This is a genomic window from Microbacterium sp. NPDC089320 (assembly GCF_040684875.1).
In the GTDB taxonomy this organism is placed as follows: domain Bacteria; phylum Actinomycetota; class Actinomycetes; order Actinomycetales; family Microbacteriaceae; genus Microbacterium.
Genome location: NZ_JBFBGY010000004.1, coordinates 332,843 through 359,626 on the forward strand (window position 1 = coordinate 332,843; position 26,784 = coordinate 359,626).

Consider the following 26,784-nt stretch of genomic DNA (forward strand, 5'->3'; position numbering starts at 1 on the left):
CGCTCAGGTGCGCTGCGGCGCCTTGACGGGCAGCAGCAGCAGGAAGCCGGCGATCAGCACGAGCACGATGCCCAGGATGCCGTAGGCGGTCGAGCCCGACAGCACGATCAGCAGCGTCCAGGCCGCAGATGCCATCCAGCTCGCCGCCCGCCCGGTCGTGGCGTAGAGGCCGAAGATCTCGCCCTCGCGCCCGGCCGGGGTGATGCGGGCCAGGAACGACCGCGACGCCGCCTGGGCGGGGCCGACGAAGGCGCAGAGCAGCAGTCCGCCGACCCAGAACACGACGGTGCCCGCATCCACCAGGAAGAACACCGCGAGGCCGGCGATCACCATGGAGGCGAGAGAGATGAGGATGATGCGCTTGGGGCCGAATCGGTCGTCGAAGCGTCCGGCGATGATCGTCGAGACGCCCGCGATGAGGTTCGCCGCGATGCCGAAGATCACGAGGTCGAGGAACGCGAAGTCGAAGACCTGGCTGGCGATGACCGCGCCGAAGGCGAAGACGCCGCCGAGCCCGTCTCGGAACACCGCACTCGACAGCAGGAACCAGAACGTGTGACGGGTCTCGGTGTTGCGGTAGAGCCCCGTGACGTCCTTCACGAGCAGTCCGTATGACGCGAAGAAGCCGACCTTGCGCTCGGGGCGGCCGAGAGAGGGCTCCGGCACGTTGAGGAAGATCGGGATCGAGAAGACGATCGCCCAGATCGCGCAGCCGATGGCGATGATGCGGAACGGCAGCCCGCCGTCATCCGGCAGGCCGAACCAGTCGAACATGTAGAACACGACCACGAGCACGAGCGCGATGATGCCGCCGATGTAGCCGAATCCCCAGCCGAGGCCGGAGATGCGCCCGACCGTCTTGGGGTTCGCGATGCCGATGAGCATGGCGTTCGAGTTCACCGCGGCGATCTCGCCGAAGACGGATCCGGCCGAGATCAGCGCGACACCGAGCCAGAACAGCGCCGGAGTGGGCTCGACGAACCACAGGCCGAACATGCACGCGATGAGGGCCCCGGTGCCGATGCCGAGCCACAGCTTCTGCCTCCCTGCGGCATCCGCCCGCTGCCCGAGCACGGGCGCGATCAGAAGGATGGCGATGCCGGCGATCGTCGACCCCAGGCCGAGACCCGAGGCGAGGTCGGCCTCGGCGGCCTCCCGCATCGGGTCGCTCGCGTCGAGCGCCGCGATGTCGGCAGGCAGGAACGCCTCGGTCGTGAGGTACAGCGCCGTGAAGATGAAGGTGAGGATGACCGTGTTGAAGGGCTGCGTCGCCCAGTCCCACAGCGCCCACGAATAGACCTGCTTCTTAGGGGCCGGGGTCTCGCCCTGCAGGTCGAGGCCGATCACTCCGACGGCGCCGCTGTTGGCCGTGGCCGCGGGCTCCGGCGCCGCGCCGCTCTGCGAGGAATCACTCATGCTCGAAGTCTGGCGGGGCGCGGTGAACGGACGGTGACGGCGCGCCGCCGCGGGAGTTCCAGTCCGGGGCGGCAGCTGACCGTCGTCACGCATACGACGCTGCGAGGAGCTCGGCGAACAGCGCTTCGGCATCGCGCTCGACGCGGCGGCGGGTGAACCAGTCGCAGATGTTGACGCAGTCGCGGTGCAGCAGATCCAGGCCCTGCGGGTTCGCGATGATGTCGACGATCTGCGGCAGATCGATCACCCGCACCCGGCCGTCGTGCACGAGCAGGTTGTAGGCCGAGAGGTCGCCATGGGCGAACCCCGCGGCGGCGAAGACGCGCATCAGGTCGACGATCTGGTCGTACAGATCCACGAGCTCGGCGCGGGCGCTGCGCACGGCCGCCAGCCGGGGTGCAGCGACACCGCTCACATCGCCGATGAACTCCATCAGCAGCTCCGTGCCGTTGACCTGCACGGGGTAGGGCACGGGGGCGCCGAGTTCCCACATGCGGCACAGCGCATCGAACTCGGCGAACGACCACTGCAGCGCGGCGACCGCCCGGCCGTGCTCGCTCTTCTTCGCCAGCGCCCTCGTGTCGCGCGTGTTCCTCGTGCTGCGGCCCTCGGTGTAGACGCCCGACCGGTGGAAGCTGCTGTGGTCGGTGTCGCGATAGCGCTTGGCGGCGAGCAGCACGCGCTGGTCGGGGTCGTCCGGCACGGCCCGCTCGATGAGGAAGACGTCGGCCTCCTTGCCGGTCTTGAGGATGCCGAGCTCGGTGTCGAGCGCGCCGGCACTCGTCACGACCCAGGCGGGCCAGGGGAGCGGCCCGCGCTCTGACGGGGTGATGGCCGGCCAGGTGGACCAGCGCTGGCCGTCGCCGGGTTCGACGTCGGCGAACGTCGGGACGGAATCGAAGGGAGAGGCGTCGAAGACCCGGGCTGCGGAGGACGACGCGGTGGACAGACGGGAAGACGATGCTTCGGAAGAAGCGAAGAGATCAGACACGGTGTGGCTCCGAGAGAGCGAGGCCACAGCGGATCAGGAGCGGGCGGCCTCGAGAGGAAGGATGTCGGCGAGGGGCGCGACAGAGACGGTGTTCATGTCATCCACTCCTCTCGCTCAAACCTTCCGGGAGAACCCCGGTGCGTCGTCGAGCCTACGGGCACGGGCGGATGCTGTCCAGACCCCGATCCGGTGCTCCACGGGCCGGTCCGGACGAATGGTCGGATGCCGGGGACGCCGCGTCGGGTGCGACGGAGCCGTGGCTGGGAGTGTTGAACCATGACCACGACCGCGCCCGTACCCGTGACGACCGCCCGCACCGAGAGCATCCGCTACGGCGGGCTCATCGTGCTCATGCTGATGGGCTTCCTGCTCGTCACGGCGGAGTTCCTGCCGAACGGCGTGCTCACCGAGATGGCCGACGCGCTCGGAGTCACGCCAGGACAGGCCGGACAGACCGTCACGGTGACCGCTCTCGTCGGCCTGGTCGTCGCACCCACGGTCGGCCTGATCTTCCCCCGCCTCGACCGCCGATCACTGCTCGTCTGGATGGCGCTCGCCGCGGCGGCATCGAACCTCATTGTCGCCATCGCGCCCAACCTGATCATCGTGCTCCTCGCGCGGTTCCTGCTGGGAGCGGCGATCAGCGCCTTCTGGGCGATGTCCATCACGGTCGCCGCGCGGCTCGCCGGCCCCGAGCACCTCGGCCGAGGCGTCATGTTCACCTCTGCGGGCGTCTCGCTCGCCACCGTCGCGGGTGTGCCGCTCGGCGTGATGCTCAGCGAGATCGTCGACTGGCAGACGGTGTTCGCGATCGCCGGCGTTCTCATGGTCCTCGTGGCGGTGGCGCTGCGATTCATGCTGCCCTCGGTGCCGGCCGAACAGGCGTCGAGCATCCGTCTGCTCATCGACACACTGCGGCGCCCGGGAATCGGACTCGGCATGGTCGGGCACGTGCTCGTGGTGCTCGGACACTTCCTCGCCTACACGTACGTGCGGCTGGCGCTCGAGCGCATCCCCGAGGTCGAGCCGGCCACGATCATCCTGCTGCTCGCCCTCTTCGGCGTCGGGGGCCTCGCCGGCAACCTCGGACTCGGATTCTTCATCGACCGCACCTTCGCGTTCTTCGCGGTGTTCGCGCCGCTCGTGATCGCGGTGTCCGTGCTATCGATGATCTTCCTCTCGGGGTCGGTCCTCGGCGTCGGGATCGTCGTGCTCGTGTGGGGTTTCTTCTTCTCGTCGTGGCTGCTCGTGATCAACACCTGGGTGGGCCACCGCACCCCCGATCGTCTCGAAGCCGGCGGCAGCCTCGTGGTCGTCGGGTTCCAGGGAGCCATCGCGCTCGCCGCGGGTGTCGGCGGTCTGCTCGTCGACACCCTCGACATCGAATTCGTGTACGTGCTGGGGGCCGTCTCGCTGCTGGTCGGCGCCCTGCTCTTCGGGATGTCGAACCGCCGCAGCACGGCAGTCGCGGCTCGCGCCTGACTCGGCGCTCGCCGCACGCGCGCCCGGGTGCGGCGGGTGCGGCGGGCACGCGGCGGCGGGCGGGTTCAGGCCGGGACGGCGGTGAGGTGCGACGCCCGCCAGGCGGAGGGGGTCATGCCGGTGCGGCGTCGGAAGGCACGGCTGAATCCCTCGTCAGAGGCGTAGCCCAGCTCCCGCGAGGTCTCGCTGACCGAGCGGCCCTCGCTCAGCATCCGTTTCGCCGCATCGACGCGCACCTCGGTGACGTAGTCGGCGGGTGAGCGTCCGATCGCGCTGCGGAACCGCTCGGCGAACACCGATCGCGACATCGCGCCGACAGTCGCGAGGCGCTCGACGGTCCAGTCGCGGCCGGGCTGTTCGTGGATCGCCTCGACGACGCGGTCGAGGAACGGATCGTTCGACACCGAGGGCCAGCCGGCCGGTGCGCAGCCGTTCGCCGCCCAGGCGCGGATCACCGAGAGCAGCACGGTCTGCGCCATCATCCGGCAGATCACGGGGTCGCCCTGACGCGTCGGATACGAGGGCGGGTCGGTCGGCCCCATGCTGCCGGCGAGGGCCGCTGCTGCGGGCTCGAGCGCATCGAAGGACATGACCGTGATGGGGTCGGGGAGCACGGTGGCGAGCATCGATGCGCTGTCCGAGAACTCGAGGTCGACGACCACGAGATCCGCGGGAGAGCCCGCCTCCAGAGCGATCGGCTCCCTGCCGAGCGTGAGGAAGGCATCGCCCCCGAGGAGGCTCGCGCTCAGCGGGCGGTCGTCGACGGCCACGATCCGGGCAGTGCGGTCGACGTCGAGGCGGCATCCCGTGGTCAGCGGCGGGTGCCCGTGCACCGAACCCGAGGCGATGTAGACGAGGGTGGCGGCGCCCGAGGGGATCGGCAGGATTCCGCCGGTGTCGAGTGCGACGCGTCGGGCGACGCCGATGCGGAGGTCGACGGAGTCGAGCACCTGCCCCAGGGCTGCGGAGTCGACGGTCACCATGCCTTCGGCAACGCCCGTGGGCTCATAGCTATTCCGGATACGCTGGCATGACCCCCACCCGAGGAGTCCCGTGTTCCGCACACCCGACCGCCTGTTCCGAGTTCTCGCGATCGCGGAGGCGATCACCTGGACCCTCCTGATCTCGGCGATCATCGCCCGAGCCGCAGGCGCGCCGGGCATCGTCGTGACGGTGGGCGGTGGCATCCACGGGTTCGTGTTCCTGGCATACGCGGCGACCGCCGTGCTCGTCGCGCTCAATCAGCGCTGGCACCTCGGTGTCGCGATCCTCGCCGTGGCGAGCGCGATCGTGCCCTACGCGACGATCCCGATGGAGATCTGGCTGCACCGCACCGGTCGGCTGGCCGGCGAATGGCGTCTGGAGCAGACGGGCGATCCGCGCGACGCGCGCTGGTACGACCGGCTCATGCGCTGGTTCCTGCGTCGACCGTGGGTGCTCGCGATCCTGCTCGCGGCGGGCATCGTCGCTCTGTATGTCGTGCTGCTGACGGTCGGTCCGCCCGGCAAGTGAGCGGGGCTCAGGCTCAGGTGATGACGACGGCGTTCTTGTCGACGACCTCGGCCATCGTCACGTTGATGTCGCCGCCGGTGCAGTCCACGATCACGTAGAGTCCGACCCCGGTCGCGGTGAAGGCGCGTGCGGCGATCGCCCACTGCCGGTCGGCATCCGCGCCCATGACCTGCCGGTTCTCGACATCGGTGTTGCCGCCGACCTGGTAGCTGAAGCCTCCGGTGGTCGACAGCGGAGTGATCGCGGCGGCATCCGACTCGCCCAGGATGACGGCGAGCATCGCGTCGGAGCTCACGCCGTCATCGCCCGGCACGGTCGGCACGTCGGAGATGAGTCCCTGCCAGAACTGCGCGGTGCAGGTGTCGTCCACCGTGCCGTAGGTCCAGCCGCCGTTGCCGTCATCGGGCTCGACGATCTTCCAGCCGTCGTCGGCGATGAATCCGTCGCCCCACTGGATGTAGGCGCTCGAGGGGATGTCATTGCCGTCGGCGAAGGTGAGGGCGGTGGGCAGATCACCCGACGATCCCTCGGAGGGCTGTGCGGAGGGGCTGGCGGTCGGTGAGGGGTCGGGTCCGTCACCGTCCGGGACGTTCACCGGGATCTGCGCATACAGGCAGCCGCTGAGCGGCAGCACGGCCAGCGCGACCACAGAGGCGGCGGCGAGGCGGACGAGCGGCGAGACCTGCGAGATGCGCGTCATGCGCGTCAGCCTAGCCGTCGGGGCGCGCGTCGAGTCAGTGCGCTGTCGCGATGCCGACCGCGTCATGGACGATCACCGATGCGACGCTGGCGCCGGCCCCTGCGGCGACGATCAGCTGCTGCGGGCCGGGGATCGCCGCGTCCCCGGCGGCGTAGAGCCCGGGGACGTCGGTGCGGCCCGATCGGTCGGTGACGAGGTGTCCGTCGTGGTCGATCGCGGGTGTGAAGCCACGCAGGAAAGACACGTCGGTCTGCCACTCGGGGCGCACGAACCCGCCCTCGATCGCGACGACGGTGCCGTCGGTCAATCTGATCGCCTCGATGCGACCACGGTCTCCGACGAGTTCGGCGATCGGATGCCGCAGCACTGCGACCCCCGAGGCGGTGAGCTCGGCCTCCTCGGCGGGAGTGACGGCGTCGGCGCCGAGGGTGAAGACCGTGAGGTTCTCGGTCCACCGCGCGATCAGGCGTGCGCGGTCGGCGAGGTCGGGCGTCCCCCCGATGAGGGCGAGGCGTCGCCCTCGCAGCTCCCACGCATCGCAGGCCGCGCAGCTGAAGAGGCTGATGCCGTAGAAGCCGCGGAGGTTGGGGACGTCGGGGAGCGTCTCGCGCAGTCCCGTCGCGAGCAGCACCGATCGCGCGGTCACCACATCGGTGGGATCCTTGCGACCGACGGATGCCGTGAAACCGGCATCCGCACCGGTATCCGCACCGGCATCGGTCTTGCGGAGTTCGAGCACTCTGACGCGCGTGCGCACCTCGATGTTCGGATAGGCGCCGAGCTCGTCGCGGGCCATGCGGCGCAGCTCGTGCGGGGAGACTCCGTCGCGGGTGAGGAAGCCGTGGGAGTTCAGCGTCGCGGCATTGCGCGGACGATCGGCGTCGACCACGAGCACGCGCATGAGCGATCGGCCGAGATTCAGGGCGGCCGAGAGGCCCGCGGGGCCGCCGCCGATCACGAGAACGTCATAGGTGTCGGCGTCAGCAGTTCGCACGTCCTCAGTCTGCCATCTCCGAGCTGAGGGTCGCCTAACTCGGGGAGCCTTCGGAGTGCGGGCTGAGCGCGACGACGTCGCCGACGACGACGACTGCGGGGGACCGCACGTGGCGCTCGGCGGCGAGGTGGGCGATCGTGTCGAGGGTGCCGACGGTCACCCGCTGGCGTGCGCCGAATCCGTCTTCGATGATCGCGACGGGGCAGTCCCCGCCGCGCCCTCCCGCGGCGAGCACGTGCGCAGAATGGCCGAGCGTAGTGACCCCCATCAGCAGCACGACGGTGTGATCGCGGCCGCCGCCCAGAGCGACGATCTGGTCGTGCGCGCTGACGACGGTGAACGTCTCCGCGATTCCGCGCTGCGTCAGCGGGATGCCGGCGATGCCGGGCACGGCGACGGCGCTGGTCACCCCGGCCACCACCTCGACGGGGACGCCGGCGGCTTCGCAGAACAGCTGTTCCTCGCGACCGCGGCCGAAGACGAACGGGTCGCCGCCTTTGAGGCGCACGACACGACGCCCCTGCCGCGCGAGGGAGACGAGCAGCGCGTTGATGCCGTCCTGCGGCACGGGATGGTGGCCGGGCAGTTTGCCGACGTCGACGACCTCGGCGTCCAGAAGGACTCCGTCGTCGGCGAGCTGCGCGAGCACGGTGCGAGCCCCGAGTCGGTCGGCCACGATCACATCGGCCTGCTGCAGCGCGCGCAGTCCCCGCAGGGTCAGCAGGCCGGCATCGCCGGGTCCCGCGCCGACCAGCGTGACCGCGCCGACTTCGTGATTCGTGCCGACTGGAGAGGGTGTGCCCGTGGTCATGCGCGTGCGGCGTCGGCGAGCAGTCGGGCCGCCGCCTCGTCGTATCGGGCGATGACGAGATCGATCAGGGGGCGCGGCACCGTCGTGCCGTCGAGCAGGGGAGCGGTGACCGTGCGGCCCGCGGCCTGTGCGACCACAAGGTCGAAGAAGTAGCCCTTCACGAGCAGATACGTCGCCACCACCGCGTCGGGGTGTGCGGCGGTCGACGCGGGGAGATCGGGCTGTCGGGCGGCGAGGTAGGCGAGCTCGACCCCCGTGCCGAGCTGCAGCGAGAGCAGGGATGCCATGGCCTCGGCGTCCGTCACCGACGCGGGGTCGCGCGAGCCCGCCACTGCGAGGACCACCGGCTCGCGCTGCGTCGGGTCGGCGGTTGCGGCGGCTTCCGCGCCCGCTGCCGTGAGGCGGTCCGCGAGCACCTCGGCGAGCCGGGGGTCGGGCCCCATCGCGTCGCTCACGACGGCATCCGGCTTCTTCGCCGCCATGCCGTGCAGGTCGTGATGCACGTGGAAGCCACGCGACAGCAGCAGCGGCACGACCACGACGGGCCCGTCGATCGTGGGAAGGAGGTCGGCGGCGTCGGGCTGCTGCACGTCGACGAAGGCGCTGAGCACCTCGACGTCGGGGAGGGCCGCATCGACCGCGGCGACCAGGTCGGCGATCGCTCGGGCCCCTTCGGCGTCCGAGGTGCCGTGCGAGACGGCGAGCAGGATGGGGCGGCTCATGGTGCGACTGTAGGCGAGCCGTGTGACGAGGGTGTTTCGAGGTTCTCGCCGTGCCGTGGGCGCGATGTGCGGAGACGAGTCCGCAAAGTTGAGCCGCCTCGTATCAACTTCACTTGACAGCATCCGGGGGCGGGAGTACAGTTGAGTCATCGCGACTCAGGTTTCCCTGATCGCCCCGGATTTCCAGACCCACACAACCTCAGCAACAAAGGAGAATCACATGGCACGTGCTGTTGGAATCGACCTCGGTACGACGAACTCCGTCGTCAGTGTCCTCGAGGGTGGCGAGCCGAAGGTCATCGCCAACGCCGAGGGCCTCCGCACGACCCCGTCGGTCGTCGCATTCACGAAGGACGGCGAGGTGCTCGTCGGCGAGACCGCGAAGCGCCAGGCCGTCACGAACGTCGACCGCACCATCGCATCCGTCAAGCGTCACGTCGGCACCGACTGGTCGTTCGACGTCGACGGCAAGAAGTGGACGCCGCAGGAGATCTCCGCGCGCATCCTCCAGAAGCTCAAGCGCGACGCCGAGTCGTACCTGGGCGACACGGTGACCGACGCGGTCATCACGGTTCCTGCGTACTTCAACGACGCCGAGCGTCAGGCCACCAAGGAGGCCGGTGAGATCGCGGGCCTCAACGTGCTGCGCATCATCAACGAGCCCACCGCGGCCGCTCTCGCCTACGGTCTCGACAAGGGCAAGGAAGACGAGCTCATCCTGGTCTTCGACCTCGGTGGCGGAACCTTCGACGTCTCCCTCCTCGAGGTGGGCAAGGACGACGACTTCTCCACGATCCAGGTGCGCGCGACCGCCGGTGACAACCGCCTCGGCGGCGACGACTGGGACCAGCGTCTCGTCGATCACCTCATCAAGCAGTTCAAGGAGACCACGGGCGTCGACGTCTCGGGCGACAAGATCGCCCTGCAGCGTCTGAAGGAGGCCGCGGAGCAGGCCAAGAAGGAGCTCTCCTCCTCGACCAGCACCAGCATCAACCTGCCCTACCTGTCGCTGACCGAGTCGGGCCCCGTCTCGCTCTCCGAGACGATCACCCGCGCGAAGTTCGAGGACCTCACGAAGGACCTGCTCGACCGCACCAAGAAGCCGTTCGAGGACGTCATCCGCGAAGCCGGCATCAAGGTGGCCGACATCGACCACATCGTGCTCGTGGGTGGATCGACCCGCATGCCCGCCGTCGCCGAGCTCGTCAAGCGCGAGACCGGCAAAGAGGCGAACAAGGGCGTCAACCCCGATGAGGTCGTCGCCGTCGGCGCTGCCCTCCAGGCGGGTGTCCTCAAGGGTGAGCGCAAGGACGTGCTGCTCATCGACGTCACCCCGCTCAGCCTCGGCATCGAGACCAAGGGCGGCATGATGACCAAGCTCATCGAGCGCAATACGGCCATCCCGACCAAGCGCAGCGAGACCTTCACCACGGCAGACGACAACCAGCCGTCCGTCGCGATCCAGGTCTTCCAGGGCGAGCGCGACTTCACCCGCGACAACAAGCCGCTGGGAACGTTCGAGCTCACCGGAATCGCCCCGGCCCCCCGTGGCATCCCGCAGATCGAGGTCACCTTCGACATCGACGCCAACGGCATCGTGCACGTGTCCGCCAAGGACAAGGGCACGGGCACCGAGAAGTCGATCGTCATCTCGGGCGGCTCGTCGCTGTCGAAGGAGGACATCGAGCGCATGGTGCGCGAGGCCGAGGAGCACGCCGCGGAAGACAAGGCGCGCCGCGAGGCCGCCGAGGTCCGCAACCAGGCCGAGACGCTCGCGTACTCGATCGACAAGCTGATCACCGAGAACGACGACAAGCTGCCCGAAGACGTGAAGACCGAGGTCAAGGCCGACGTCGACGCGCTGAAGACGGCTCTGGCCGGCGAAGACGACGAGGCCGTCAAGACCGCGTTCGACAAGCTGAACCAGTCGCAGGGCAAGATCGGCGAGGCCATCTACGCACAGTCCCAGGCAGAGGGCGCTCCGAGCGCCGACGCCGCGGGCGAGGCTCCGGCCGATGACAGCTCCTCCGACGAGGACGTCATCGACGCAGAGGTCGTCGACGACGAGGACGAGAAGAAGTAATCATGACGGACAAGAACTTCGACGGTGACGACGAGGTTCGCGGCGAGGGGTCGGATGCCCATGGCACCGGCCCTTCGGCGCAGAACCCCGACTCGCGCGAGGCCGCGGCCGCAGAGGGATCCGACGAGACGCCGGTCGACGGCGCGCCCGACGATCTGACGGTCGACGACATCCTCGGCGCCACCCAGACCGGCGAGGCCGCGGCAGAGGATGCCGTGCTCGCCGACCTGGAGTCGACGCTGCTGAACGACCTCAAGCGCCTCCAGGCCGAGTACGCCAACTACCGCCGCCGCACCGAGGAGCAGCGTCAGGTCGAGATCGAGCGCGCGAAGGGCGAGGCCGCCAAGGGCCTCATCCCCGTGCTCGACGACCTCGACCGCGCCGCTCAGCACGGCGACCTCGTCGAGGGCACTCCCTTCGCCGTGATCGCCGGCAAGGTGCGGGCGGTCGTCGAGCGCCTCGGCGTCGTCTCGTACGGCGAGAAGGGCGAGGAATTCGACCCGCAGCGTCACGAGGCGATCTTCCAGCAGCCCACCCCGGGCGCCGACAAGACCACGGTGCTCGAGGTCGTCGAGGTGGGTTACCGCCTCGGTGACGTCGAGCTGCGTCCCGCGAAGGTCGTCGTCGCCGTACCCGCAGAGTAGGTGATCGATGGCTAGCCAGGACTGGTTCGACAAGGACTTCTACAAGACCCTCGGGGTCTCGAAGGACGTCAGCGACGCCGATCTCAAGAAGACGTACCGCAAGCTCGCCCGCAAGTACCACCCCGACTCCAATCAGGGTGACGAGAAGGCCGAGGCCAAGTTCAAGGAGATCAGCGAGGCCTACTCGGTGCTCTCCGATGCCGAACAGCGCAAGGAGTACGACGAGATCCGCGCGATGGGCTCGGGCGCTCGCTTCACGGCGGGCGGCGCGGGCGCAGGCGGCTTCGAAGACATCTTCAGCCGGTTCGGGCAGCAGGGGCGCGGGCAGCAGTCGTCCGCCGACTTCGAGGACATCTTCGCGATGTTCAACCAGGGGCAGGGCGGCTCGTTCGGCTCCGGCCGGTTCGGACAGACCTCGGGCGGATTCCGTGGATTCGGAGGTCCGCAGAAGGGGGCCGACGTCACGGCGCGCACAACGCTCGACTTCGCCACCGCCGTGCAGGGTGAGACCATCACCCTGCAGGGCGACGATGGCAAGCCGTTCAAGGTGAAGATCCCCGCCGGCGTCGCCGACGGACAGAAGATCAGGCTTCGCGGACGCGGTCGCCCCTCGCCCGACGGCGGGGAGAACGGAGACGTCGTGGTGCAGATCGCTGTGCGGCCGCATCCGGTGTTCACCCGCGAGGGGCTCAACCTGCGCGTCGTCGTGCCCGTGACCTTCACCGAGGCGGCGCTGGGTGCGACCATCGAGGTGCCTACGCTGAGCGGCGACACGGTCAAGCTCCGCGTCGCGCCCGGCACGCCCTCCGGACGCGTTCTGCGCGTCAAGGGGCGCGGAGTCACCACCTCGAAGGGCACGGGTGACCTGCTCGCCGAGCTGCAGATCGCGGTGCCGTCGCACCTCGATGACGCCGCTCGGGAGGCGCTGGAGAAGTTCCAGTCGCTCGAGCCCTCCGAGAACCCACGGGCCGACCTCATGGCCAAGGCCCGCCGATAGAGCACCGCAACACAGAATGACGACGAACGCGAACACCGAGGAAGAGGTGAGGGAACATGGCTGACCAGCACATGGATGCCGATACCCCGGTGTTCGCGATCGCCGTCGCGGCCCGACTCTCCGGGCTGCACCCGCAGACGCTGCGCCAGTACGACCGGATCGGGCTCGTCGTGCCGGGCCGGACGTCCGGTGGGTCGCGCCGCTATTCGACTCGAAACGTCGAGCAACTTCGCGAAGTCGCCCAACTGTCGTCCGAGGGCGTCAGCCTTCCCGCGATCGCGCGCCTTCTCGACCTCGAAGACGAGAACCGCATTCTGCGCCGTCGCGTCGCCGAACTCGATGCCGCGCTGCGCGCCGAGCGTGAGAACCGGCCCGGCATGCGGGTGTTCGCCGCCGGGTCCGCCGGAGTCATCCCGATGCCCAGCGGTCGTCGCATGCGTCGGTCGGCCGAAGTCGTGCTCTGGCACCCGGGCAGCGGCCGCGGCTGAGAACCCGAGGCGGCGGCTCCCGGGGCCAGAATGGCAGTGTTGTGTCGCCGGTCGCGGACCGACTGAGCGCGATGCTGCTGGCTTGAGGTCAAGCCGAACGGCATCCACCCCGGTGCAGGAGGGGTCGGCGCACTCGTCGTCCATCCGCGCGCGGTATCGTTGCGACACGATGAGGATGACGCGTCGCACACTGCTGATCGGCGCCGGAGCCGGTGTCCTGGGAGTCCTGCTGGCCTCCTGCACGCCCGAGCCGGCGCCGTCGCCCACGCCCGATCGCTCGCCGACCCCGACGCCGACCGCCGGATCGATCACTCCCGCGGCGTTCGCCCGCAGCTCCTGGACGACCGATCCGTTCGCGCTGGGTGCGGCGAGCTTCACTCCGGTGGGCACGCAGGCCAGCGCCCGGGAGGCGCTGGCTGAGCCGATCGACGACCGCCTCTTCATCTCCGGGGAGGCGACCGACGTCGATGCGCCGGGAACGATCGCCGCCGCCCTCCGATCCGGCGATCGGGCCGCCGACCAGCTCCTGCGCGCGGCCGACGGCGGTGAGCGTGTGGCGATCGTCGGCGCCGGTCTCGCCGGTGCGGCCGCGGCATCCCGTCTCGTCGCCGAGGGGCTCGAGGTCACGGTGTTCGAGGCCCGCGACCGGGTCGGCGGACGCGTCCACTCCGTGGTCGACGACGAGCAATGGCCGTTCCCCGCCCAGCTCGGCGGATGGCTGCTCGGCTCCTCCGACGATGTCCTGCTCGACGCCCTCAACTCCCTCGATGTCCGCACGGTTCCGGTCGCCGGTTCGCTGTGGCGGTCGACCGACGGCGATGTCGAGTCGGTGCCGATCGAGCCGGTGCAGGCGGCGATCGCAACCGCCCAGCAGGGCCCGGTCGACTCCTCTCTCGAAGACGCGCTCACGGCCGCGGGTGCCGACGTCGAGGAGCCGGGGCTCGCGGCGTTGCTCGCCTCGATCGCAGCCTCAGCGGGCGCCGACGCATCCGAGGCGTCGACGTGGTTCCCTCCCCGGCTGCCGGTCGACGAGATGCAGGCGCCGCTCGGCGACCTGACTCCGGTCGTCGACGGACTTCTCGAGGGCGCCAAGCTGAGCCTCTCGTCGCCGGTCAGCCGCGTCGCCTACGACGAGGCGGGAGTCAGCCTCGGCATCGCCTCGGGCGAATCGCTGTCGTTCGACCGCGTGCTGATCACGGTGCCGCTCGGCGTGCTCAAGAGCGAGGGCCTGCAGTTCTCTCCTGCGCTGCCCTTCAGTCACCGGGGTGCCATCGCCGAACTCGGCATGGGCTGCATCGAGACGGTGTGGCTGCGCTTCGACGATCCGCTCACCGTGGCGACCCCGCCGGCGGAGGGCGAGACCGATGCCGCCGCCGAGCCGACGATCTGGCACGTCGTCGGCGGCGACGCGTCGATCCGCACCTGGATCGACCTCGCTCCCATGACCGGCGAGAACGTCGTCGTGGGCCTCGTCGGGGGAGAGGCCGCGGCAGACTTCGCGGAGCTCGACGATCAGAAGGCGCTGGAGGCGGCCATCGCGTCGCTCGCGCCGTTCCTGACGGCGCCTGCCTGACGGCGCCTGCCTGACGGCGCCTGCCTGACCGGCATCCGCCGTTCGCGCCGCCGCTCCTCTCAGACCTCGGGCCGCTCGTGGCCTCGCCGCCGCATCCTGCTGACGAGCACGATCACGGTGGCGACCAGCGCGAAGATCGCGAGCGCGATGCCACTCGTGATCAGGAACTCCGGTGGGCCCGACACCTGCCGCGGGTCGAGGAAGTAGTACGGATACCAGCCGACCGACGGCCCGCGCCAGAGGGTCACGCCGCCCCACGCGAGAGGGAAGGCGAGCGCGGTCGGCACCACCCACCACGGCACCCCGCGATGCCCCGGCGTGAGCACCCAGGCGAGCGCTGTGCACGCCGGCAGGTAGAAGTGCAGCACCTGGTCCGACCACGGCACGTCGACGCGGATGCCGCGGAGGCCCGCCTGCCAGACGATCAGCGCGAAGGCGAGCCCCGCCGTGATCGTCCACGTGAGCACGAGTGCCAGAGCGACGGTGAACCAGCGCGGATCGGTCGCCCGGATGACGGCGAGCACCGCGCCGATCAGCAGTACGACCACGAGCGCGCAGTTGGACTGCACCGTGAGGTAGGCGAAGAAGTTCTCGCCCGCGATCGTGCGCGAGCTGAGTCCCCAGAAGAGTCGGTGCACGAGCGCGACCGTGCACACTGCGGCCGTGGCCAAGCGCAGCACGCCGAACGCCGATCGTGCCCTCACTCTCGCCCCGTGCCCCTTTCCGGCTGCGCGCATCGCCTTCCCGACCGCGCGTCTCCCATCCGGCGAGTCTACGGAAGGCGGCCGAGAGCGAGGTGGTGTGTATCCTGTCAACAGTTAACAGGAGGTCACCGTGACACAGACCGTCAAGCGTGGAGAGTCCCTCGGCGCCCAGGTGGCGCAGGTCCTGCGTCAGCGCATCGTCCGCGGAGAGCTCTCGCCCGGAGCGCGCATCACCGAGGAGGCGCTGGCCGAGGAGTTCTCGGTGAGCAGGGGGCCGATCCGCGACGCGCTCACCCAGCTCAGCTTCGAGAAGCTCGTCGAGGTGCAGCGGCCGCGCGGCGTGTACATCACCGGACTCTCGCAGGACGACGTCGATCAGCTCTACAGTCTGCGCGGCGCCCTCGAGCAGCTCGCGCTGTCGCGTGCCATGAGGGTGGACGATGACGTGCGCTGGGGGGCGATGGCGGCGGCGGTCGACCGCATGAGCCAGGCGGCCGACAGAGGAGACCACGCGGATTTCGTCGCCGCCGACCTCGAGTTCCACTCCGAGATCTACGTCCTCGCCGACCACCCGCGCCTGCAGGGGGCGTGGAGTCAGTACCTCCCGACCTTCGCATCGCTCCTGGAAGTGACCATCAACCACGACGACGACCTGCACGAGTCGTCCGACGACCACCGGAAGCTCATGGACGTGATGCGCTCCGGCAGCCCGGAGGACGCGGCGGCGGTGCTCACCGCACACCTCGACGGCGCGCGCGATCGGATGCTCAGCGAGCTGGCCGACCGGCCGGCCTGACCTGGGGAGGCCCGCCGATCGTCGCGCGGTCTCAGGCGGGAGGCGAGAGGCGACGTCGCAGCACCCAGGTGTTGCCGCTCGCGTCGCCGCTGTGCTCGAAGTCGTCGAGCACGGCGTTCGACAGGGCCAGGCCCCGTCCGCTCTCGCTGTCGACGTCGGGCATCGTCACGGCATCCCAGTCGATCCGTGCCGGATCGGCCGTGTCGACGAACGTTGCGACGAGATCGTCGGCGCCCACCTCGATGTCGACCTCGACGGTGATGCCGACATCCGGCTCACCCGGTGCGTCGGCGTGCGTGGCGATGTTGGTCGACACCTCGCTGACGGCCAGGGCGAAGAGCGTGCGATCCTCGGGAGAGACGTGCGGCGAGGTCTCCCACAGTGTGTCCAGGGCGTCGAGGACGAGCTCGACGAAGGCGGGTCCGGCGAGGCCCGCGACATGCGCGGTGCGCGCGTCAGCGGCCATCGAACGCCGTCTCCGGCGTGGGGTGATCGAGCAGGACGCGATCCAGGTTGGTCAGGTGCAGCACCGTCCGCACCGCCTCGGGCACGGCCGCGATGCGCAGATCGCCGCCGGCGACCCTGGCGCTCTTCAGCCCGCCGACGAGAGCTCCGAGGCCCGATGAGTCGACGAACTGCAGCTGGGCCATGTCGATGACGATCCGGGGATCGCCGCCGGTCACGAGCTCGTTCACCGCCTTGCGCAGCAGGGGGGCGCCGGTGGCCGTGAGCCGGCCGGACAGGGCGATCACGGCGAAGCCGTCCCTGATGTCAGTGCTGAGATCCATGGTTCTCCTCCTCGAGGGTGTGGGCCGGTCCGCGGTAGCGGGCGGCTTGGATGATGACGCTGAGCACGACGAGGTCGTACAGCACCCACACGGTGTTGACGAGGGTGCCCGTGCCGTCGCCCGTTCCGATGATGACTCGCGTCACACCGATCACGAGCGCGATGCTGAGCACGACCATCGCGGTCAGCTGCGGCCAGATCTCCCGCCACGGCACGCCGCGCGGGTCGCGTCCGTCCTTGCGAGTCACCGCGAACGAGAGCGGGCGGCCGAAGACGACGTTGGCGAACGCGGTCCAGCACGCGCGGATCCAGACCGGGAACAGCGCGAGCGAGTACTGCTGCCCGCGCCAGGTTCTGAGGCCTTTGGCGACGACGAGGAACAGCAGCTGGTTGACGAGGAAGTACGGCAGGAACCGCACGAAGAAGTCCACCGACCACGCGGTCACGGGCAGGACGCCGAAGACCAGGTAGACGACGGGCGCCGTGAGGTAGACGATGGCGGCGAACCCCGACAGATAGCTCCACATCGTGGCGAAGTACATCATCCGCTGTCCGATCGACAGACCCCGTTTGACGAGCGGGTTGTCTCGCAGCATGACCTGCAGGGTGCCCTGGGCCCAGCGCAGCCGCTGCGTCAGCATGGTGCGCAGATCCTCCGGGGCGAGCCCCTGGGCCAGGATCTCGTGGTGATACACACTGCGCCAGCCCAGCGAGTGCAGCTGCATCGCCGTGGCCATGTCCTCGGTCACCGAGATCGTGGCGAGGGGGAGGATCGGCTGCGCCTCGTCACCGCGGTCGAGTCGCAGGGCGTCGAGCAGGGCCGCGACGGCGTCGAGCGCCGTGATGGGCGAGAGGTCGGATTCGGCGAGGGCGGTGAGACCCGCCTCATCGACGACGATCGCATCGAGCTGCGCGTCGTGGGCGATCGGCAGGGCCCCCAGCTCCGCGAGATCCGAACGGATGCCGGCGAGATCCTTCGCGACGAGGATCACCGAGGCGTTGCGAACGGCCGCCGACACGGAATCCGCGACCTCGCGAACGGGGGCGCCGGCGGCGAGATCGCGCCGAGCGCGGCCGATCGACAGGTGCAGCGAGTACAGCTCGCGACGCAGCTCGGGGTCGGATGCCGCGCGCATCTCCTTCTCGACCAGCTTCTCGGAGGTGCGCAGCGCGCGGGCGGCGGTGTCGGTCACCTCGCGCACGTAGCCGATGATGCCCAGCTGCATCAGTGCATCGCGACGGAGCACGGCGTTGGATCCGCAGAAGAACGCGGCGTTCCAGCCGTCCTTGCCCTGTTGGATCGGACCGTAGAACAGCGGCGCCTGGCTGCCGAGCGGATCGGCCTCGTCGACGTTCACGAACCACTGGGGCGTCTGCACCACCGCGACCTCGGGGTCGTCGGCGAAGTACCCGAGCGTGCGGTGCAGGATCAGCGGATCGGGGATCTGGTCGGCATCGAGGATGAGGAGGAACTCCCCGTCCGTCTCGAACAGCGCGCTGTTGAGGTTGCCGGCCTTCGCATGCCGGGGCTTGCCGGTCCAGTCGTCCGAACGGGTGAGGTAGCCGATGTCGGCCTCGCGGGCGGCTCTCTCGAGCTCCGGACGTGCTCCGTCGTCGAGGATCCAGGTGGTGTGGGGGTAGGCGATCCCGCGTGCGGCCCGCGCGGTCGTCATCACGAGCTCGACCGGCTCGTTGTATGTCGCGATGAAGACGTCGACGGTGCCCTGCGGCGGTGACACCGGGGCCGGGCGCTCCCTGGCCCGCCACATCGTGAGGCAGAAGAGGAAGGTGTCGATCAGGCTGTAGGTCTCGGCGATCACCAGAGGCACGGCGATCCACCAGGCCGACCAGTTCACCGATTCGAGCCAGCGCCACGCGACGTAGTTCACTCCCAGGAGCACGGACAGCACGGCGATGATGCGGATCGCGGCGAAGCGGGCGGTCATGCGTCGCGCCTCACCACGACGACGGTGATGTCATCGGTCGCCCGGTCATCGGAGATGAGCCGCAGCGCCTCGTCGATCGCCCCGTCCGGGCCGAGCGTGTCGAGCACTCGGGCCACGTGGGCGAACGGGTCATCCGCATCGAGCACGTCGAGCAGTCCGTCGCTGCAGCAGACGAAGGCGTCGCCGGGATTCAGTCGGGTGTGGCGGGACTCCCGCGCGTCCTGTTGGGGCAGGGCCGCACCCATCCCGAGCGGGAGGCCTGTGGAGCGGAGATGCTCCCACGAGCCGTCGAGACGGAGGATGAACGCCAGGCTGTGTCCGGCGTCGATGACCTCGAGGTCGCCGCTCTCGGGGTGCAGCTCGGCGTGGACCGCGGTGACGAACATCGTCGTCTCGGAGAGGTCCTCCTCGAGGATGCGGTCGGCGTCGGCGATCGCCTCGGCGATGCTGCGCTCGGGGGCGGTCCGCAGCGAGGCGCGCACCCCCGCCGCGACGATCGCGGGACCGGTTCCCTTGCCCATCGCGTCGGCCAGGGTGATGCGCAGCGCCTCGCCGTGCAGGCGCAGGTCGAAGAAGTCTCCCGCCAGGCGGCCGCGAGAGACACCGCCGCCCGCGATGGAGTATCCGGGGACGGTGGGGATCGCATGCGGGCGCAGCGCGCTCTGGATCAGGGTGGCCTGATCCAGCTCGGCGTCGGCGGCGATCTCGCTCTGCACCCAGAAGGCGAGGTCGCGCAGCAAGCCGCGCTCGGCCTCCGAGAACGAATGAGGCTCGGTGTCGAGGACGCACAGGGTGCCGACCGGTTCTCCGCCGGGCGCGTGGAGCGGGTGTCCGGCGTAGAACCGGAGGTGCGGGTCGCCGGTGACGAACGGGTTCGTCGCGAAGGTCTCGGTCGCGCTCGCATCCTCGATGACGACCGTGCGGTCCTGGCCCACCGTGTAGTCGCAGAACGAATCCTGTCGCGGCGCCTCCTGGCCGCCGAGCCCGATCTGCGATTTGCGCCACTGGCGATCGCCGTCGAGGAGCGAGACGCTCACCATCGGCACACCGAACATCTGCCGCGCCAGCCTCGCGACTCGATCGATCCGTTCATCCCGTGGGGTGTCCAGGATCCCGAGTTCCTCCAGCGCCTGCTGCCTCCTGAGCTCGTCGAACATGCTCCGCCTCCCTCGTAGCTCCTCTCATCCTGTCATCTGAGAGGCTGGTGGCGACAGTGAGGGAAACGGACCGCTCGGGTGCACAGTGTTGACTGTTAACAGTCAACACTGATACGGTCGGCATGTCGACAACAAGGTCGACCCACGTAGAGGAGCAAAGATGCCCCGCAAGCGCATCACCCGGGCCGCCGCCGCTGTCGCGGCGGTCGCCGCCACCGCTCTCGTCCTGTCGGCCTGCACGAAGGTCGAAGAGGGTGAGGATGCTGCGTCGACTTTCCCGGAGAACGACATCCGCCTGATCATCCAGGCCAACCCGGGCGGCGGTTCCGACCTGTCGTCGCGCGCACTCGCCACCGAGCTCGAGGGAATCCTCGGCGTCAGCGTGATCCCCGAGAACATGCCGGGCGCCGCGGGTGCCCTCGCGATGGAGTACGTCGGCTCGCAGGATCCCGACGGCTACGTGATCGGGTTCGCCCCGGTCGAGATCGCGATGCTCAACACCACGCAGAGCGCGAACGTGCTGCCCGAGGACTTCGACCTGCTGGGGCAGATCATGCTCGCCCCCGGCGTCGTCACCGTCGGAGCGAACAGCGGCATCGAGACGCTGGAAGACCTGGTCGCCCAGGCCGAGGCCGGCGCCGTGACCGTCGCCAACTCGGGCGCAGGCTCCATCTGGGAGGCAGCGACCATCGGCCTCGGCGAAGCCACCGGAGCGACGTTCACGCCGGTCCCCTACGACGGTGGAGCCACGGCCGTCGCCGCCGCGGCATCCGGTGAGACCGTCGCCGCCGTGTCGGGCCTGGGCGAGGCCCTGGCCCAGGGCGAAGCCGTGCGCATCCTCGCCGTCATGAACGACGAGCGTCACCCCGACGCCGAGGACGTCCCGACGACCGACGAGGCGATCGGCGAAGACGTGGTCTTCGGCGGCTGGGGCGGCATCTACGCCCCGAAGGGTCTGCCGGACGACGTGAAGGGCGAGCTCGAGGCGGCCGTCAAGGAGGCCGTCGAGTCCGACACCTACCAGCAGTTCCAGAAGGACGCGGGCAACCTCGTGGTCTACCGCGACTCGGCCGAGTGGACGACGTTCGTCGACGAGCAGTTCGACCTGTTCAAGGATCTCCTGGGCTGACCGGCCCGGGAGCGCGGGGCCGACCTCACCGTCGGCCCCGCGCCATCCCCGACGCACGTCACACCCAGGGAAGGAGAACCATGTCCCACGCCGATGTCACACCGGCGGTCGACCAGGACGCGCACCAGGGCGCTCCCGCGTCCAGGCCGCTCGAGATCGTCTTCGGAGTCGTCGCCCTGGCGTTCAGCGCCGGCTACCTCTTCCTGGCCACCCAGATTCCGCTCCGCCGGGAGGCGCTCCCGGGGCAGATCGACGCGCGCTTCTGGCCCATGGTCATCGCGGTCACAGCGGTCGTCATCTCACTCGCGATCCTGGCGATCGCGATCACCCGTCCTGCTCCCGGCCGTGAGGATCTCGAGCGCATCCAGCCGGGTGGAACGGTGCGCGTGATCGCCACCCTCGCCATCGCCGGCGTCTTCATCGCGGTCTGGTCGCTCGGCTCTGTCATCCTCTTCGGCTATCGCATCGAGGTCTTCCCGATCGCGGCCGCCGTGCTGATGGCCGCTCTCATGCTCCTCTACGGCCACCGCCGGTGGCTGAGCCTGATCATCTACTCCGTCTCCGTCACCGCGTTCGTCTACGTGGTGTTCGGCATGCTCCTGAGGATCCCGCTGTGAACGCGCTCATGGAGGGGCTGAGCTCGCTCCTCGACATCTCGATCCTGCTCTACATGCTCGTCGGCCTGCTGCTCGGATTCATGGTCGGCGCCTTCCCCGGCATCACCGCGACCATGGCGGTCGCGCTCGCCGCAGGATTCACGCTCACCCTCGAGCCCGTGCAGGGTCTGGCGGTGCTGCTGACGATCTACGTCGCCGCGAACTTCGGCGACCGGGTGCCGTCGATCCTCATCAACACCCCCGGCACTCCCGCGTCGATCGCCACCACGCTCGACGGCTATCCGATGGCGAAGCAGGGGAGGGCCGGTCTCGCGCTCACGATCTCGGCGATCGTCTCGGCCGTCGGCATCCTCGCCTCGCTCGTGCTCTTCGCCGTCGCCGCGGTGCCGATCGCGAGCTTCGCCCGCGACTACTTCAAGTCGCCCGAGCTCTTCGCGCTCGTCGTCTTCGGCATCTCGATCATGATCGGCATCTCGTCGAAGTCGATGCTCAAGGGCATCCTCGCCGGTCTCTTCGGCCTCATGCTCGGAACGGTCGGAACGTATGCCGCCACGGCGGACCAGCGGTTCACCTTCGGCGTGCTCGAGCTCGTGGAGGGCGTCAACTTCATCGCGGTGATCATCGGACTCTTCGGCATCGCCGAGCTCTTCGATCAGTTGCTCACGTACCGGAAGTCGCACGTGCGCCCCATCTCGAGCCTCGGTCGCTGGTGGCCGAACCGCTCGGAACTGAGACAGAGCGGACGCGCGACCGCGGTCGGCGGTGCCGTCGGGCTCGGAGTGGGTCTCATCCCGGCAGCCGGCGGCGACATCGCCGGCCTCATCGGATGGGAACGCGCCCGCAAGGCATCCAAACGCCCCGAGATGTTTGGCAAGGGATCGATCGAGGGCGTCGCGGCCTCCGACACCGCATCCAGCGCGACGCTCGGCGGTTCGCTCACGACCACGATGGCGCTCGGCATCCCCGGTGACTCGGTCATGGCCGTGATGATCGGCTCGATGATCATCTGGGGCATCACCCCGGGGCCGACGCTGTTCACCAACCGCCCCGACCTCGTCGTCTCGATCGTGGGCATCATGCTCGTCGCGACCCTGCTCTCGCTGGGACTCAGCCTCGTGCGCATGAAGGGCATGGTGAAACTGCTCGACGTGCCGCAGCCGTACCTGTGGAGCGGCATCCTGATCTTCTGCATCATCGGCACCTACGCCACCTCGAACAGCCTGTCGACCGTGGTCACGATGCTCGTCTTCGGCGTGATCGGCGTGCTGCTCAAGCGGATGCAGGTGCCTGCGGGCCCCATCGTGCTCGGTCTGCTGCTCGGTCCGCTCGCCGAGGAGAACCTGGCGCGCACGCTCGCGATCCTGCCGACGCGTCCGTTCTTCGAGGTCGTCAGCCCGATCGCGATCGTGCTGCTCGCACTCGCAGTGCTGTCGATCGTGATGCCGGCCATCCGCGCCGCTCGCACACCCCGTGCCGAGCGTGGATCACTGGAGGACTCGATCCTCGATGCCGAGAGTCGGGAGCAGATCGAGAGGGCGCACGGCGAGCTCGCCGCCGATCCCGACCTGCTCACGTCGACCGTGCGCAACGTCCCTGCCGCGACGAACCGCTCGCGCAGGACCCGCAAGAACTCCAAGGAGAACGAGAAGTGACCCGCTACGACATCCTCACCGCCGTGCCGACCGCGTTCCACAGCGACGGCGCACTCGACCTCGAGGGATCGCGGGCGATCTTCCGCTTCGTCGCAGAATCCGGCAACGAGGGCGCGTTCATCCTCGGCACCACGGGAGAATTCCCCGCGGTCGACGCCGGCGAGTTCGCAGCGATCGTGGAGGCCGCGCTGGCCGAGCTGAAGGACCGCATGCGTGTCGTCGTGCATGTCGGTCAGCCGAGCACATTCGAGGCGCTGCGCCTGGTCGAGATCGCGAAGGGCCTGGGCGCCTCCGAGTTCGCGGCCCTCACGCCCTACTACCTCAAGGCCACCGATCAGTCGATCTTCGAGTACTACGAGGCGCTGTCGCGGGCGATCGGCGACGGCAGGCTCTACGTCTACATCTACCCCGCGCGCAGCGGCAACCCGGTCTCGGTCGAGCTGCTGTCGCGCCTGGCAGCGCTGCCGAACATCGTGGGCGCGAAGGTGAGCGAGCTGTCGCTCGACGAGATCGCCGCGTATCGTGCCGCGGTCCCTGCCGATTTCGACCTCTACACCGGCGCCGATCGCGACCTGATCGCGGCTGTCGAGTCGGGTGCGCAGGGCGTCGTGTCGGGCGTCTCGTCGGTCACTCCCAAGCCGTTTCGGGCGCTGGCCGATGCCGGCCGTTCGGGAGACGCCGAGGCGATCGCCGCAGCGCAGGCGTCGGTCGACGACGTCGTGTCGCTCATCGGGGGCGACATGGCTCGCATGAAGGAGGCCTACCGCGTGCTCGACGTGGTCGACACCCACTGCCGCATGGCGATCGCCGAGCCCACGGCCGCCGAGCGCGAGGCCGTCGCGCGGGTCGTGGCGGCACACCGGTAGCGGCGCGGCGCGGCCGAGTCACCGGGGTCGGACGCGATCGTCGCGCAACCCCCGTGACGGTCACAGGCGACCCGGGCAGGATGGATCCATGTCCGCTTCTCCGTACGCATCCCGTCCCTGGCTCGACTCGTACGCCGAGGGCGTGCCTGACGAGATCGATCGCCCCACGCAGACGCTGCCCGAGATGCTGGCACAGAGCGTTCGGACCTTCGGCCGTCGTCCGGCGCTCGAGTTCTTCGGCGCCGAGACCACGTACCGTGAGCTCGGCGACCAGATCGCGCGAGCGGCAGAGGGGCTGCGACGACTGGGTGTAGACAAGGGCGATCGGGTCGCGCTCGTGCTGCCGAACTGCCCTCAGCACGTCGTGGCGTTCTACGCGGCGCTCCGCCTCGGGGCGATCGTCGTCGAGCACAACCCGCTCTACACGGCGAGGGAGCTGCGCCACCAGTTCGAGGACCACGGGGCGAAGGTCGCAATCGTGTGGAACAAGACGGTCGACACGATCGCCGACTTCCCCTCCGACCTGCGGGTCGAGCACATCGTGAGCGTCGACCTGACCGAGGCGATGCCGGCCGGCCAGCGGATGCTGCTGCGGCTGCCGATCCCGAAGGCGCGCGCTGCGCGTGCGAAGCTGACGGCCACTCCCCGCACGCGGCGAGCAGTGCCCTGGAAGAAGCTCGTCGACCATCGCCCGCTCTCGCACAGGGTCGCCGGCCCGACGCTCGACGACATCGCGCTGCTGCAGTACACGAGCGGAACCACCGGCACCCCGAAGGGAGCCGTGCTGACGCATGCGAACCTTCGCGCGAACGCGATGCAGGGGCGCGCATGGGTGCCCGGTCTCGTCGACGGCGAGGAGACGTTCTACGGCGTGCTGCCGCTGTTCCACGCCTACGGCATGACACTGTGCCTGACCTTCGCGATGAGCATCGGCGCGAAGCTGGTGCTGTTCCCGACCTTCGACCTCGGCCTCGTGACCACGGCCGCGCGCACGAGCCCGCCCACGTTCCTGCCCGCCGTGCCGCCGATCTACGACCAGCTCGCGCGGGCGGCCTCCCGCGGCACGATCGACCTCTCGACCGTGCGCTTCGCGATCTCCGGAGCGATGAGCCTGCCGGTCGCGACGGTGCAGCGGTGGGAGGAGGCGACCGGCGGTCTGCTCGTCGAGGGATACGGCATGACCGAGAGCTCTCCGGTCGCGCTGGGCAACCCGATCGGACGCAGCCGCCGCCCCGGAACCGTCGGCGTGCCCTTCCCGAGCACCGAGATCCGCGTGGTCGACCCCGAGGACACCGACGTCGACCGTCCGGTCGGCGAACGCGGCGAGCTGCTGATCCGGGGGCCGCAGGTCTTCCGGGGGTATTGGCGACGCCCCAGCGACACGGCAGACGCGCTGCTCGCGGACGGATGGCTGCGAACCGGCGACATCGCCGAGGTGTCCGCCGATGGCTTCGTCACGATCGTCGATCGCCTCAAGGAGCTCATCATCACGGGCGGGTTCAACGTGTCGCCCAGTGAGGTCGAGGACGCCCTGATGGCGCACCCCGATGTGCTCGGCGCGGCCGTCGTCGGGCTCCCGCGGGCGAGCGGGGGCGAGGAGGTGGCGGCCGCGGTCGTGCTCCGCGAGGGTGCGGTGCTCGACGAGGCAGCACTGCGGGACTTCTGCCGCACGCGGCTCACCCCCTACAAGGTGCCCCGGCGCATCCGCATCGTGGACGAGCTCCCGCGCTCGCTGATCGGCAAGGTACTGCGGCGCCAGGTGCGGGATCAGCTGATCGCCGAGTAGGCGTCTTGTCAGACAATATTGGCCACATTGCTGTCTCGTGGTCGACACTTGACGACAATCGCGGCGCGGTAGTACGGTGATATTCGGCGCAATCAGCGCCGAATCGCGAAGGAGCGACGAAGAGATGTCCGACAAGATCACCGCCGAAGCGCCGGAGTTGTCTGACGTGCTCTACCGCCGCCTCGCCCAGCACCTCCAGCGGTCCGGGCTCGAGGTCGGCGACGCACTCCCCACCGAGGCGGAGCTCGGGCGCGACCTCGGCGCAGGGCGCCAGCGTGTGCGCGAGGCGCTCAGCGTGCTGGAGGCCTTCGGGGTCGTGGTGTCGCGCCAGGGGGCGCGTCGGGTGTGGCGTGGTTTCCAGGCCTCCGACCTCGCGACCCGGTGGATCGGTTTCGTCGACGACCCGGCCGCCGCGACACGCGAGCTGCTGGAAGTGCGACATGCCCTCGAGACCTCGCTGCTGCCCATGGTGATCCCACGCATCTCCGCTGACGATCTGGCTCGTCTGAGGGTGCTCTCAGAGGAGATGGTGGAGCGCGCCCTCCGCGGCGAGAGCTTCGCCGAACAGGACCAGCAGTTCCACCGTGGTCTCCTCGCCCCCCTGGACAACGCCTTCGTCGACCGATTCCTCGAGTCCTTCTGGGTGGTCTTCGCCGCGGCGCAGGACGACGACAGCGTCGAGGAGGACCCGGTGATCGCGGCGATGCACGGCCGCATCATCGACGCCATCGAGGCCGGCGACACCCGTCGGGCCGTGCACGAGCTCGACGCCCATTTCTACGGCGTGCGCAACCGATACCCCGACATCGCTTTCGGCGCCTCCACAGAACTCGCCGTCTAATCCCGCACCCTCACGAGGGGTGTTTCGCGGCGTGGCGTGAAATCGATTTCACCGGCGCTTCCCACCCGACACCGCACACTCACCGATCGA

The 26,784-nt window shown here is 69.4% G+C and carries 26 protein-coding genes; 14 read left to right on the forward strand and 12 right to left on the reverse strand.

All coding sequences use genetic code 11. From position 1 onward, the window contains the following. Nucleotides 1-3 precede the first annotated feature (3 nt). Both AB0N61_RS13455 and AB0N61_RS13460 read right to left on the reverse strand, forming a co-directional pair. The gene (locus AB0N61_RS13455) at nt 4-1,416 is read right to left on the reverse strand and encodes an MFS transporter (RefSeq protein WP_363364785.1); all 1,413 of its coding nucleotides are present in this window, start codon (nt 1,414-1,416) and stop codon (nt 4-6) included. A gap of 85 nt (nt 1,417-1,501) precedes the next feature. Then, nucleotides 1,502-2,407, reverse strand: coding sequence for an RIO1 family regulatory kinase/ATPase (locus AB0N61_RS13460; protein WP_363364787.1), 906 nt, complete (start codon nt 2,405-2,407; stop codon nt 1,502-1,504). Between the two features lie 276 nt (nt 2,408-2,683). Between AB0N61_RS13460 and AB0N61_RS13465 the strand changes: the two genes are divergently transcribed. Beyond that, complete coding sequence (locus tag AB0N61_RS13465; protein WP_363364789.1) at nt 2,684-3,889, forward strand: MFS transporter; 1,206 nt, start codon at nt 2,684-2,686, stop codon at nt 3,887-3,889. 65 nt (nt 3,890-3,954) lie between these two features. Here the strand turns inward: AB0N61_RS13465 and AB0N61_RS13470 are convergent, their stop codons facing one another. Beyond that, nucleotides 3,955-4,872 carry an AraC family transcriptional regulator gene (locus AB0N61_RS13470; RefSeq protein WP_363364790.1) on the reverse strand — a complete coding sequence of 306 codons (918 nt, stop codon included), beginning with the start codon at nt 4,870-4,872 and terminating at the stop codon, nt 3,955-3,957. Nucleotides 4,873-4,942: 70 nt separating this feature from the next. Between AB0N61_RS13470 and AB0N61_RS13475 the strand changes: the two genes are divergently transcribed. Next, complete coding sequence (locus AB0N61_RS13475; protein ID WP_363364792.1) at nt 4,943-5,401, forward strand: DUF3817 domain-containing protein; 459 nt, start codon at nt 4,943-4,945, stop codon at nt 5,399-5,401. Nucleotides 5,402-5,414: 13 nt separating this feature from the next. Here AB0N61_RS13475 and AB0N61_RS13480 read toward each other — a convergent pair whose 3' ends face one another. The 4 genes from AB0N61_RS13480 to AB0N61_RS13495 are packed head-to-tail and all read right to left on the reverse strand — an operon-like array spanning nt 5,415 to nt 8,628. Further along, entirely contained in the window at nt 5,415-6,101 is a 687-nt protein-coding gene (locus AB0N61_RS13480) for a hypothetical protein (RefSeq protein ID WP_363364794.1), read from the reverse strand. A gap of 34 nt (nt 6,102-6,135) precedes the next feature. After that, entirely contained in the window at nt 6,136-7,095 is a 960-nt protein-coding gene (locus AB0N61_RS13485; protein ID WP_363364796.1) for an NAD(P)/FAD-dependent oxidoreductase, read from the reverse strand. Nucleotides 7,096-7,129: 34 nt separating this feature from the next. Beyond that, nucleotides 7,130-7,906: a uroporphyrinogen-III C-methyltransferase gene (gene cobA / locus AB0N61_RS13490; RefSeq protein WP_363364798.1), complete on the reverse strand. Its 777-nt coding sequence runs from the start codon at nt 7,904-7,906 to the stop codon at nt 7,130-7,132. After that, a complete protein-coding gene (locus tag AB0N61_RS13495; RefSeq protein ID WP_363364800.1) occupies nt 7,903-8,628 on the reverse strand; it encodes a CbiX/SirB N-terminal domain-containing protein in 726 nt (241 codons plus the stop codon). Before AB0N61_RS13495 ends, cobA begins: the two co-directional genes overlap by 4 nt. A gap of 220 nt (nt 8,629-8,848) precedes the next feature. Between AB0N61_RS13495 and dnaK the strand changes: the two genes are divergently transcribed. The 5 genes from dnaK (at nt 8,849) to AB0N61_RS13520 (ending at nt 14,413) form a co-directional block, all read left to right on the forward strand. Next, nucleotides 8,849-10,711, forward strand: coding sequence for a molecular chaperone DnaK (gene dnaK / locus AB0N61_RS13500; RefSeq protein WP_363364802.1), 1,863 nt, complete (start codon nt 8,849-8,851; stop codon nt 10,709-10,711). Nucleotides 10,712-10,713: 2 nt separating this feature from the next. Continuing rightward, nucleotides 10,714-11,355: a nucleotide exchange factor GrpE gene (locus AB0N61_RS13505; RefSeq protein WP_167948234.1), complete on the forward strand. Its 642-nt coding sequence runs from the start codon at nt 10,714-10,716 to the stop codon at nt 11,353-11,355. A 7-nt stretch (nt 11,356-11,362) separates the two neighbouring features. Next, the gene (locus AB0N61_RS13510) at nt 11,363-12,352 is read left to right on the forward strand and encodes a DnaJ C-terminal domain-containing protein (RefSeq protein WP_363364805.1); all 990 of its coding nucleotides are present in this window, start codon (nt 11,363-11,365) and stop codon (nt 12,350-12,352) included. Nucleotides 12,353-12,408: 56 nt separating this feature from the next. Further along, the gene (locus AB0N61_RS13515; RefSeq protein WP_363364807.1) at nt 12,409-12,840 is read left to right on the forward strand and encodes a MerR family transcriptional regulator; all 432 of its coding nucleotides are present in this window, start codon (nt 12,409-12,411) and stop codon (nt 12,838-12,840) included. Nucleotides 12,841-13,015: 175 nt separating this feature from the next. Next, entirely contained in the window at nt 13,016-14,413 is a 1,398-nt protein-coding gene (locus AB0N61_RS13520) for an FAD-dependent oxidoreductase (RefSeq protein WP_363364809.1), read from the forward strand. Nucleotides 14,414-14,472: 59 nt separating this feature from the next. On the opposite strand, the gene AB0N61_RS13525 is transcribed toward AB0N61_RS13520, so the two are convergent. Further along, nucleotides 14,473-15,117, reverse strand: coding sequence for a Pr6Pr family membrane protein (locus AB0N61_RS13525; RefSeq protein ID WP_363364811.1), 645 nt, complete (start codon nt 15,115-15,117; stop codon nt 14,473-14,475). A gap of 130 nt (nt 15,118-15,247) precedes the next feature. Here AB0N61_RS13525 and AB0N61_RS13530 point away from each other — a divergent pair, with 130 nt between their 5' ends. Beyond that, nucleotides 15,248-15,913 (forward strand): GntR family transcriptional regulator, encoded by a 666-nt coding sequence (locus tag AB0N61_RS13530; RefSeq protein WP_167948240.1) that lies wholly within the window; start codon nt 15,248-15,250, stop codon nt 15,911-15,913. Nucleotides 15,914-15,944: 31 nt separating this feature from the next. Here the strand turns inward: AB0N61_RS13530 and AB0N61_RS13535 are convergent, their stop codons facing one another. From AB0N61_RS13535 to AB0N61_RS13550, 4 genes are read right to left on the reverse strand one after another with little or no spacing between them, the layout of a single operon-like run. Then, nucleotides 15,945-16,379 carry an ATP-binding protein gene (locus tag AB0N61_RS13535; protein WP_167948241.1) on the reverse strand — a complete coding sequence of 145 codons (435 nt, stop codon included), beginning with the start codon at nt 16,377-16,379 and terminating at the stop codon, nt 15,945-15,947. After that, on the reverse strand, nt 16,369-16,701 hold the full coding sequence (locus tag AB0N61_RS13540) for an STAS domain-containing protein (protein WP_363364813.1): 333 nt from the start codon (nt 16,699-16,701) through the stop codon (nt 16,369-16,371). Before AB0N61_RS13540 ends, AB0N61_RS13535 begins: the two co-directional genes overlap by 11 nt. Then, a complete protein-coding gene (locus AB0N61_RS13545) occupies nt 16,685-18,646 on the reverse strand; it encodes a glycosyltransferase (protein ID WP_363364815.1) in 1,962 nt (653 codons plus the stop codon). The genes AB0N61_RS13540 and AB0N61_RS13545 overlap by 17 nt, the downstream gene beginning before the upstream one ends. Further along, nucleotides 18,643-19,803: a GAF domain-containing SpoIIE family protein phosphatase gene (locus tag AB0N61_RS13550; protein WP_363364817.1), complete on the reverse strand. Its 1,161-nt coding sequence runs from the start codon at nt 19,801-19,803 to the stop codon at nt 18,643-18,645. Before AB0N61_RS13550 ends, AB0N61_RS13545 begins: the two co-directional genes overlap by 4 nt. A 160-nt stretch (nt 19,804-19,963) precedes the next feature. Between AB0N61_RS13550 and AB0N61_RS13555 the strand changes: the two genes are divergently transcribed. The 6 genes from AB0N61_RS13555 (at nt 19,964) to AB0N61_RS13580 (ending at nt 26,694) form a co-directional block, all read left to right on the forward strand. After that, nucleotides 19,964-20,932 (forward strand): tripartite tricarboxylate transporter substrate binding protein, encoded by a 969-nt coding sequence (locus AB0N61_RS13555; RefSeq protein ID WP_363364819.1) that lies wholly within the window; start codon nt 19,964-19,966, stop codon nt 20,930-20,932. A gap of 80 nt (nt 20,933-21,012) precedes the next feature. Further along, a complete protein-coding gene (locus AB0N61_RS13560) occupies nt 21,013-21,549 on the forward strand; it encodes a tripartite tricarboxylate transporter TctB family protein (RefSeq protein ID WP_363364820.1) in 537 nt (178 codons plus the stop codon). Beyond that, nucleotides 21,546-23,201, forward strand: coding sequence for a tripartite tricarboxylate transporter permease (locus AB0N61_RS13565; RefSeq protein ID WP_363364822.1), 1,656 nt, complete (start codon nt 21,546-21,548; stop codon nt 23,199-23,201). Before AB0N61_RS13560 ends, AB0N61_RS13565 begins: the two co-directional genes overlap by 4 nt. Next, nucleotides 23,198-24,067, forward strand: a complete 870-nt coding sequence (locus AB0N61_RS13570) for a dihydrodipicolinate synthase family protein (protein ID WP_363364823.1) — start codon at nt 23,198-23,200, stop codon at nt 24,065-24,067. The genes AB0N61_RS13565 and AB0N61_RS13570 overlap by 4 nt, the downstream gene beginning before the upstream one ends. An 88-nt stretch (nt 24,068-24,155) precedes the next feature. Next, nucleotides 24,156-25,853 (forward strand): long-chain-fatty-acid--CoA ligase, encoded by a 1,698-nt coding sequence (locus tag AB0N61_RS13575; RefSeq protein ID WP_363364825.1) that lies wholly within the window; start codon nt 24,156-24,158, stop codon nt 25,851-25,853. A gap of 124 nt (nt 25,854-25,977) precedes the next feature. Continuing rightward, a complete protein-coding gene (locus AB0N61_RS13580) occupies nt 25,978-26,694 on the forward strand; it encodes an FCD domain-containing protein (RefSeq protein ID WP_363364826.1) in 717 nt (238 codons plus the stop codon). The last annotated feature ends 90 nt before the right edge of the window (nt 26,695-26,784 follow it).

What these genes read in the sequence shown, in the direction of transcription:
- cobA (WP_363364798.1), bottom strand. Translation starts at nt 7,906, where the DNA reads ATGACCACGGGCACACCCTCTCCAGTCGGCACGAATCACGAAGTCGGC.
- AB0N61_RS13455 (WP_363364785.1), bottom strand. Translation starts at nt 1,416, where the DNA reads ATGAGTGATTCCTCGCAGAGCGGCGCGGCGCCGGAGCCCGCGGCCACG.
- AB0N61_RS13550 (WP_363364817.1), bottom strand. Translation starts at nt 19,803, where the DNA reads ATGTTCGACGAGCTCAGGAGGCAGCAGGCGCTGGAGGAACTCGGGATC.
- AB0N61_RS13515 (WP_363364807.1), top strand. Translation starts at nt 12,409, where the DNA reads ATGGCTGACCAGCACATGGATGCCGATACCCCGGTGTTCGCGATCGCC.
- AB0N61_RS13535 (WP_167948241.1), bottom strand. Translation starts at nt 16,379, where the DNA reads ATGGCCGCTGACGCGCGCACCGCGCATGTCGCGGGCCTCGCCGGACCC.
- AB0N61_RS13495 (WP_363364800.1), bottom strand. Translation starts at nt 8,628, where the DNA reads ATGAGCCGCCCCATCCTGCTCGCCGTCTCGCACGGCACCTCGGACGCC.
- AB0N61_RS13480 (WP_363364794.1), bottom strand. Translation starts at nt 6,101, where the DNA reads ATGACGCGCATCTCGCAGGTCTCGCCGCTCGTCCGCCTCGCCGCCGCC.
- AB0N61_RS13555 (WP_363364819.1), top strand. Translation starts at nt 19,964, where the DNA reads ATGCCCCGCAAGCGCATCACCCGGGCCGCCGCCGCTGTCGCGGCGGTC.
- dnaK (WP_363364802.1), top strand. Translation starts at nt 8,849, where the DNA reads ATGGCACGTGCTGTTGGAATCGACCTCGGTACGACGAACTCCGTCGTC.
- AB0N61_RS13540 (WP_363364813.1), bottom strand. Translation starts at nt 16,701, where the DNA reads ATGGATCTCAGCACTGACATCAGGGACGGCTTCGCCGTGATCGCCCTG.
- AB0N61_RS13520 (WP_363364809.1), top strand. Translation starts at nt 13,016, where the DNA reads ATGACGCGTCGCACACTGCTGATCGGCGCCGGAGCCGGTGTCCTGGGA.
- AB0N61_RS13580 (WP_363364826.1), top strand. Translation starts at nt 25,978, where the DNA reads ATGTCCGACAAGATCACCGCCGAAGCGCCGGAGTTGTCTGACGTGCTC.
- AB0N61_RS13575 (WP_363364825.1), top strand. Translation starts at nt 24,156, where the DNA reads ATGTCCGCTTCTCCGTACGCATCCCGTCCCTGGCTCGACTCGTACGCC.
- AB0N61_RS13470 (WP_363364790.1), bottom strand. Translation starts at nt 4,872, where the DNA reads ATGGTGACCGTCGACTCCGCAGCCCTGGGGCAGGTGCTCGACTCCGTC.
- AB0N61_RS13510 (WP_363364805.1), top strand. Translation starts at nt 11,363, where the DNA reads ATGGCTAGCCAGGACTGGTTCGACAAGGACTTCTACAAGACCCTCGGG.
- AB0N61_RS13560 (WP_363364820.1), top strand. Translation starts at nt 21,013, where the DNA reads ATGTCCCACGCCGATGTCACACCGGCGGTCGACCAGGACGCGCACCAG.
- AB0N61_RS13465 (WP_363364789.1), top strand. Translation starts at nt 2,684, where the DNA reads ATGACCACGACCGCGCCCGTACCCGTGACGACCGCCCGCACCGAGAGC.
- AB0N61_RS13545 (WP_363364815.1), bottom strand. Translation starts at nt 18,646, where the DNA reads ATGACCGCCCGCTTCGCCGCGATCCGCATCATCGCCGTGCTGTCCGTG.
- AB0N61_RS13505 (WP_167948234.1), top strand. Translation starts at nt 10,714, where the DNA reads ATGACGGACAAGAACTTCGACGGTGACGACGAGGTTCGCGGCGAGGGG.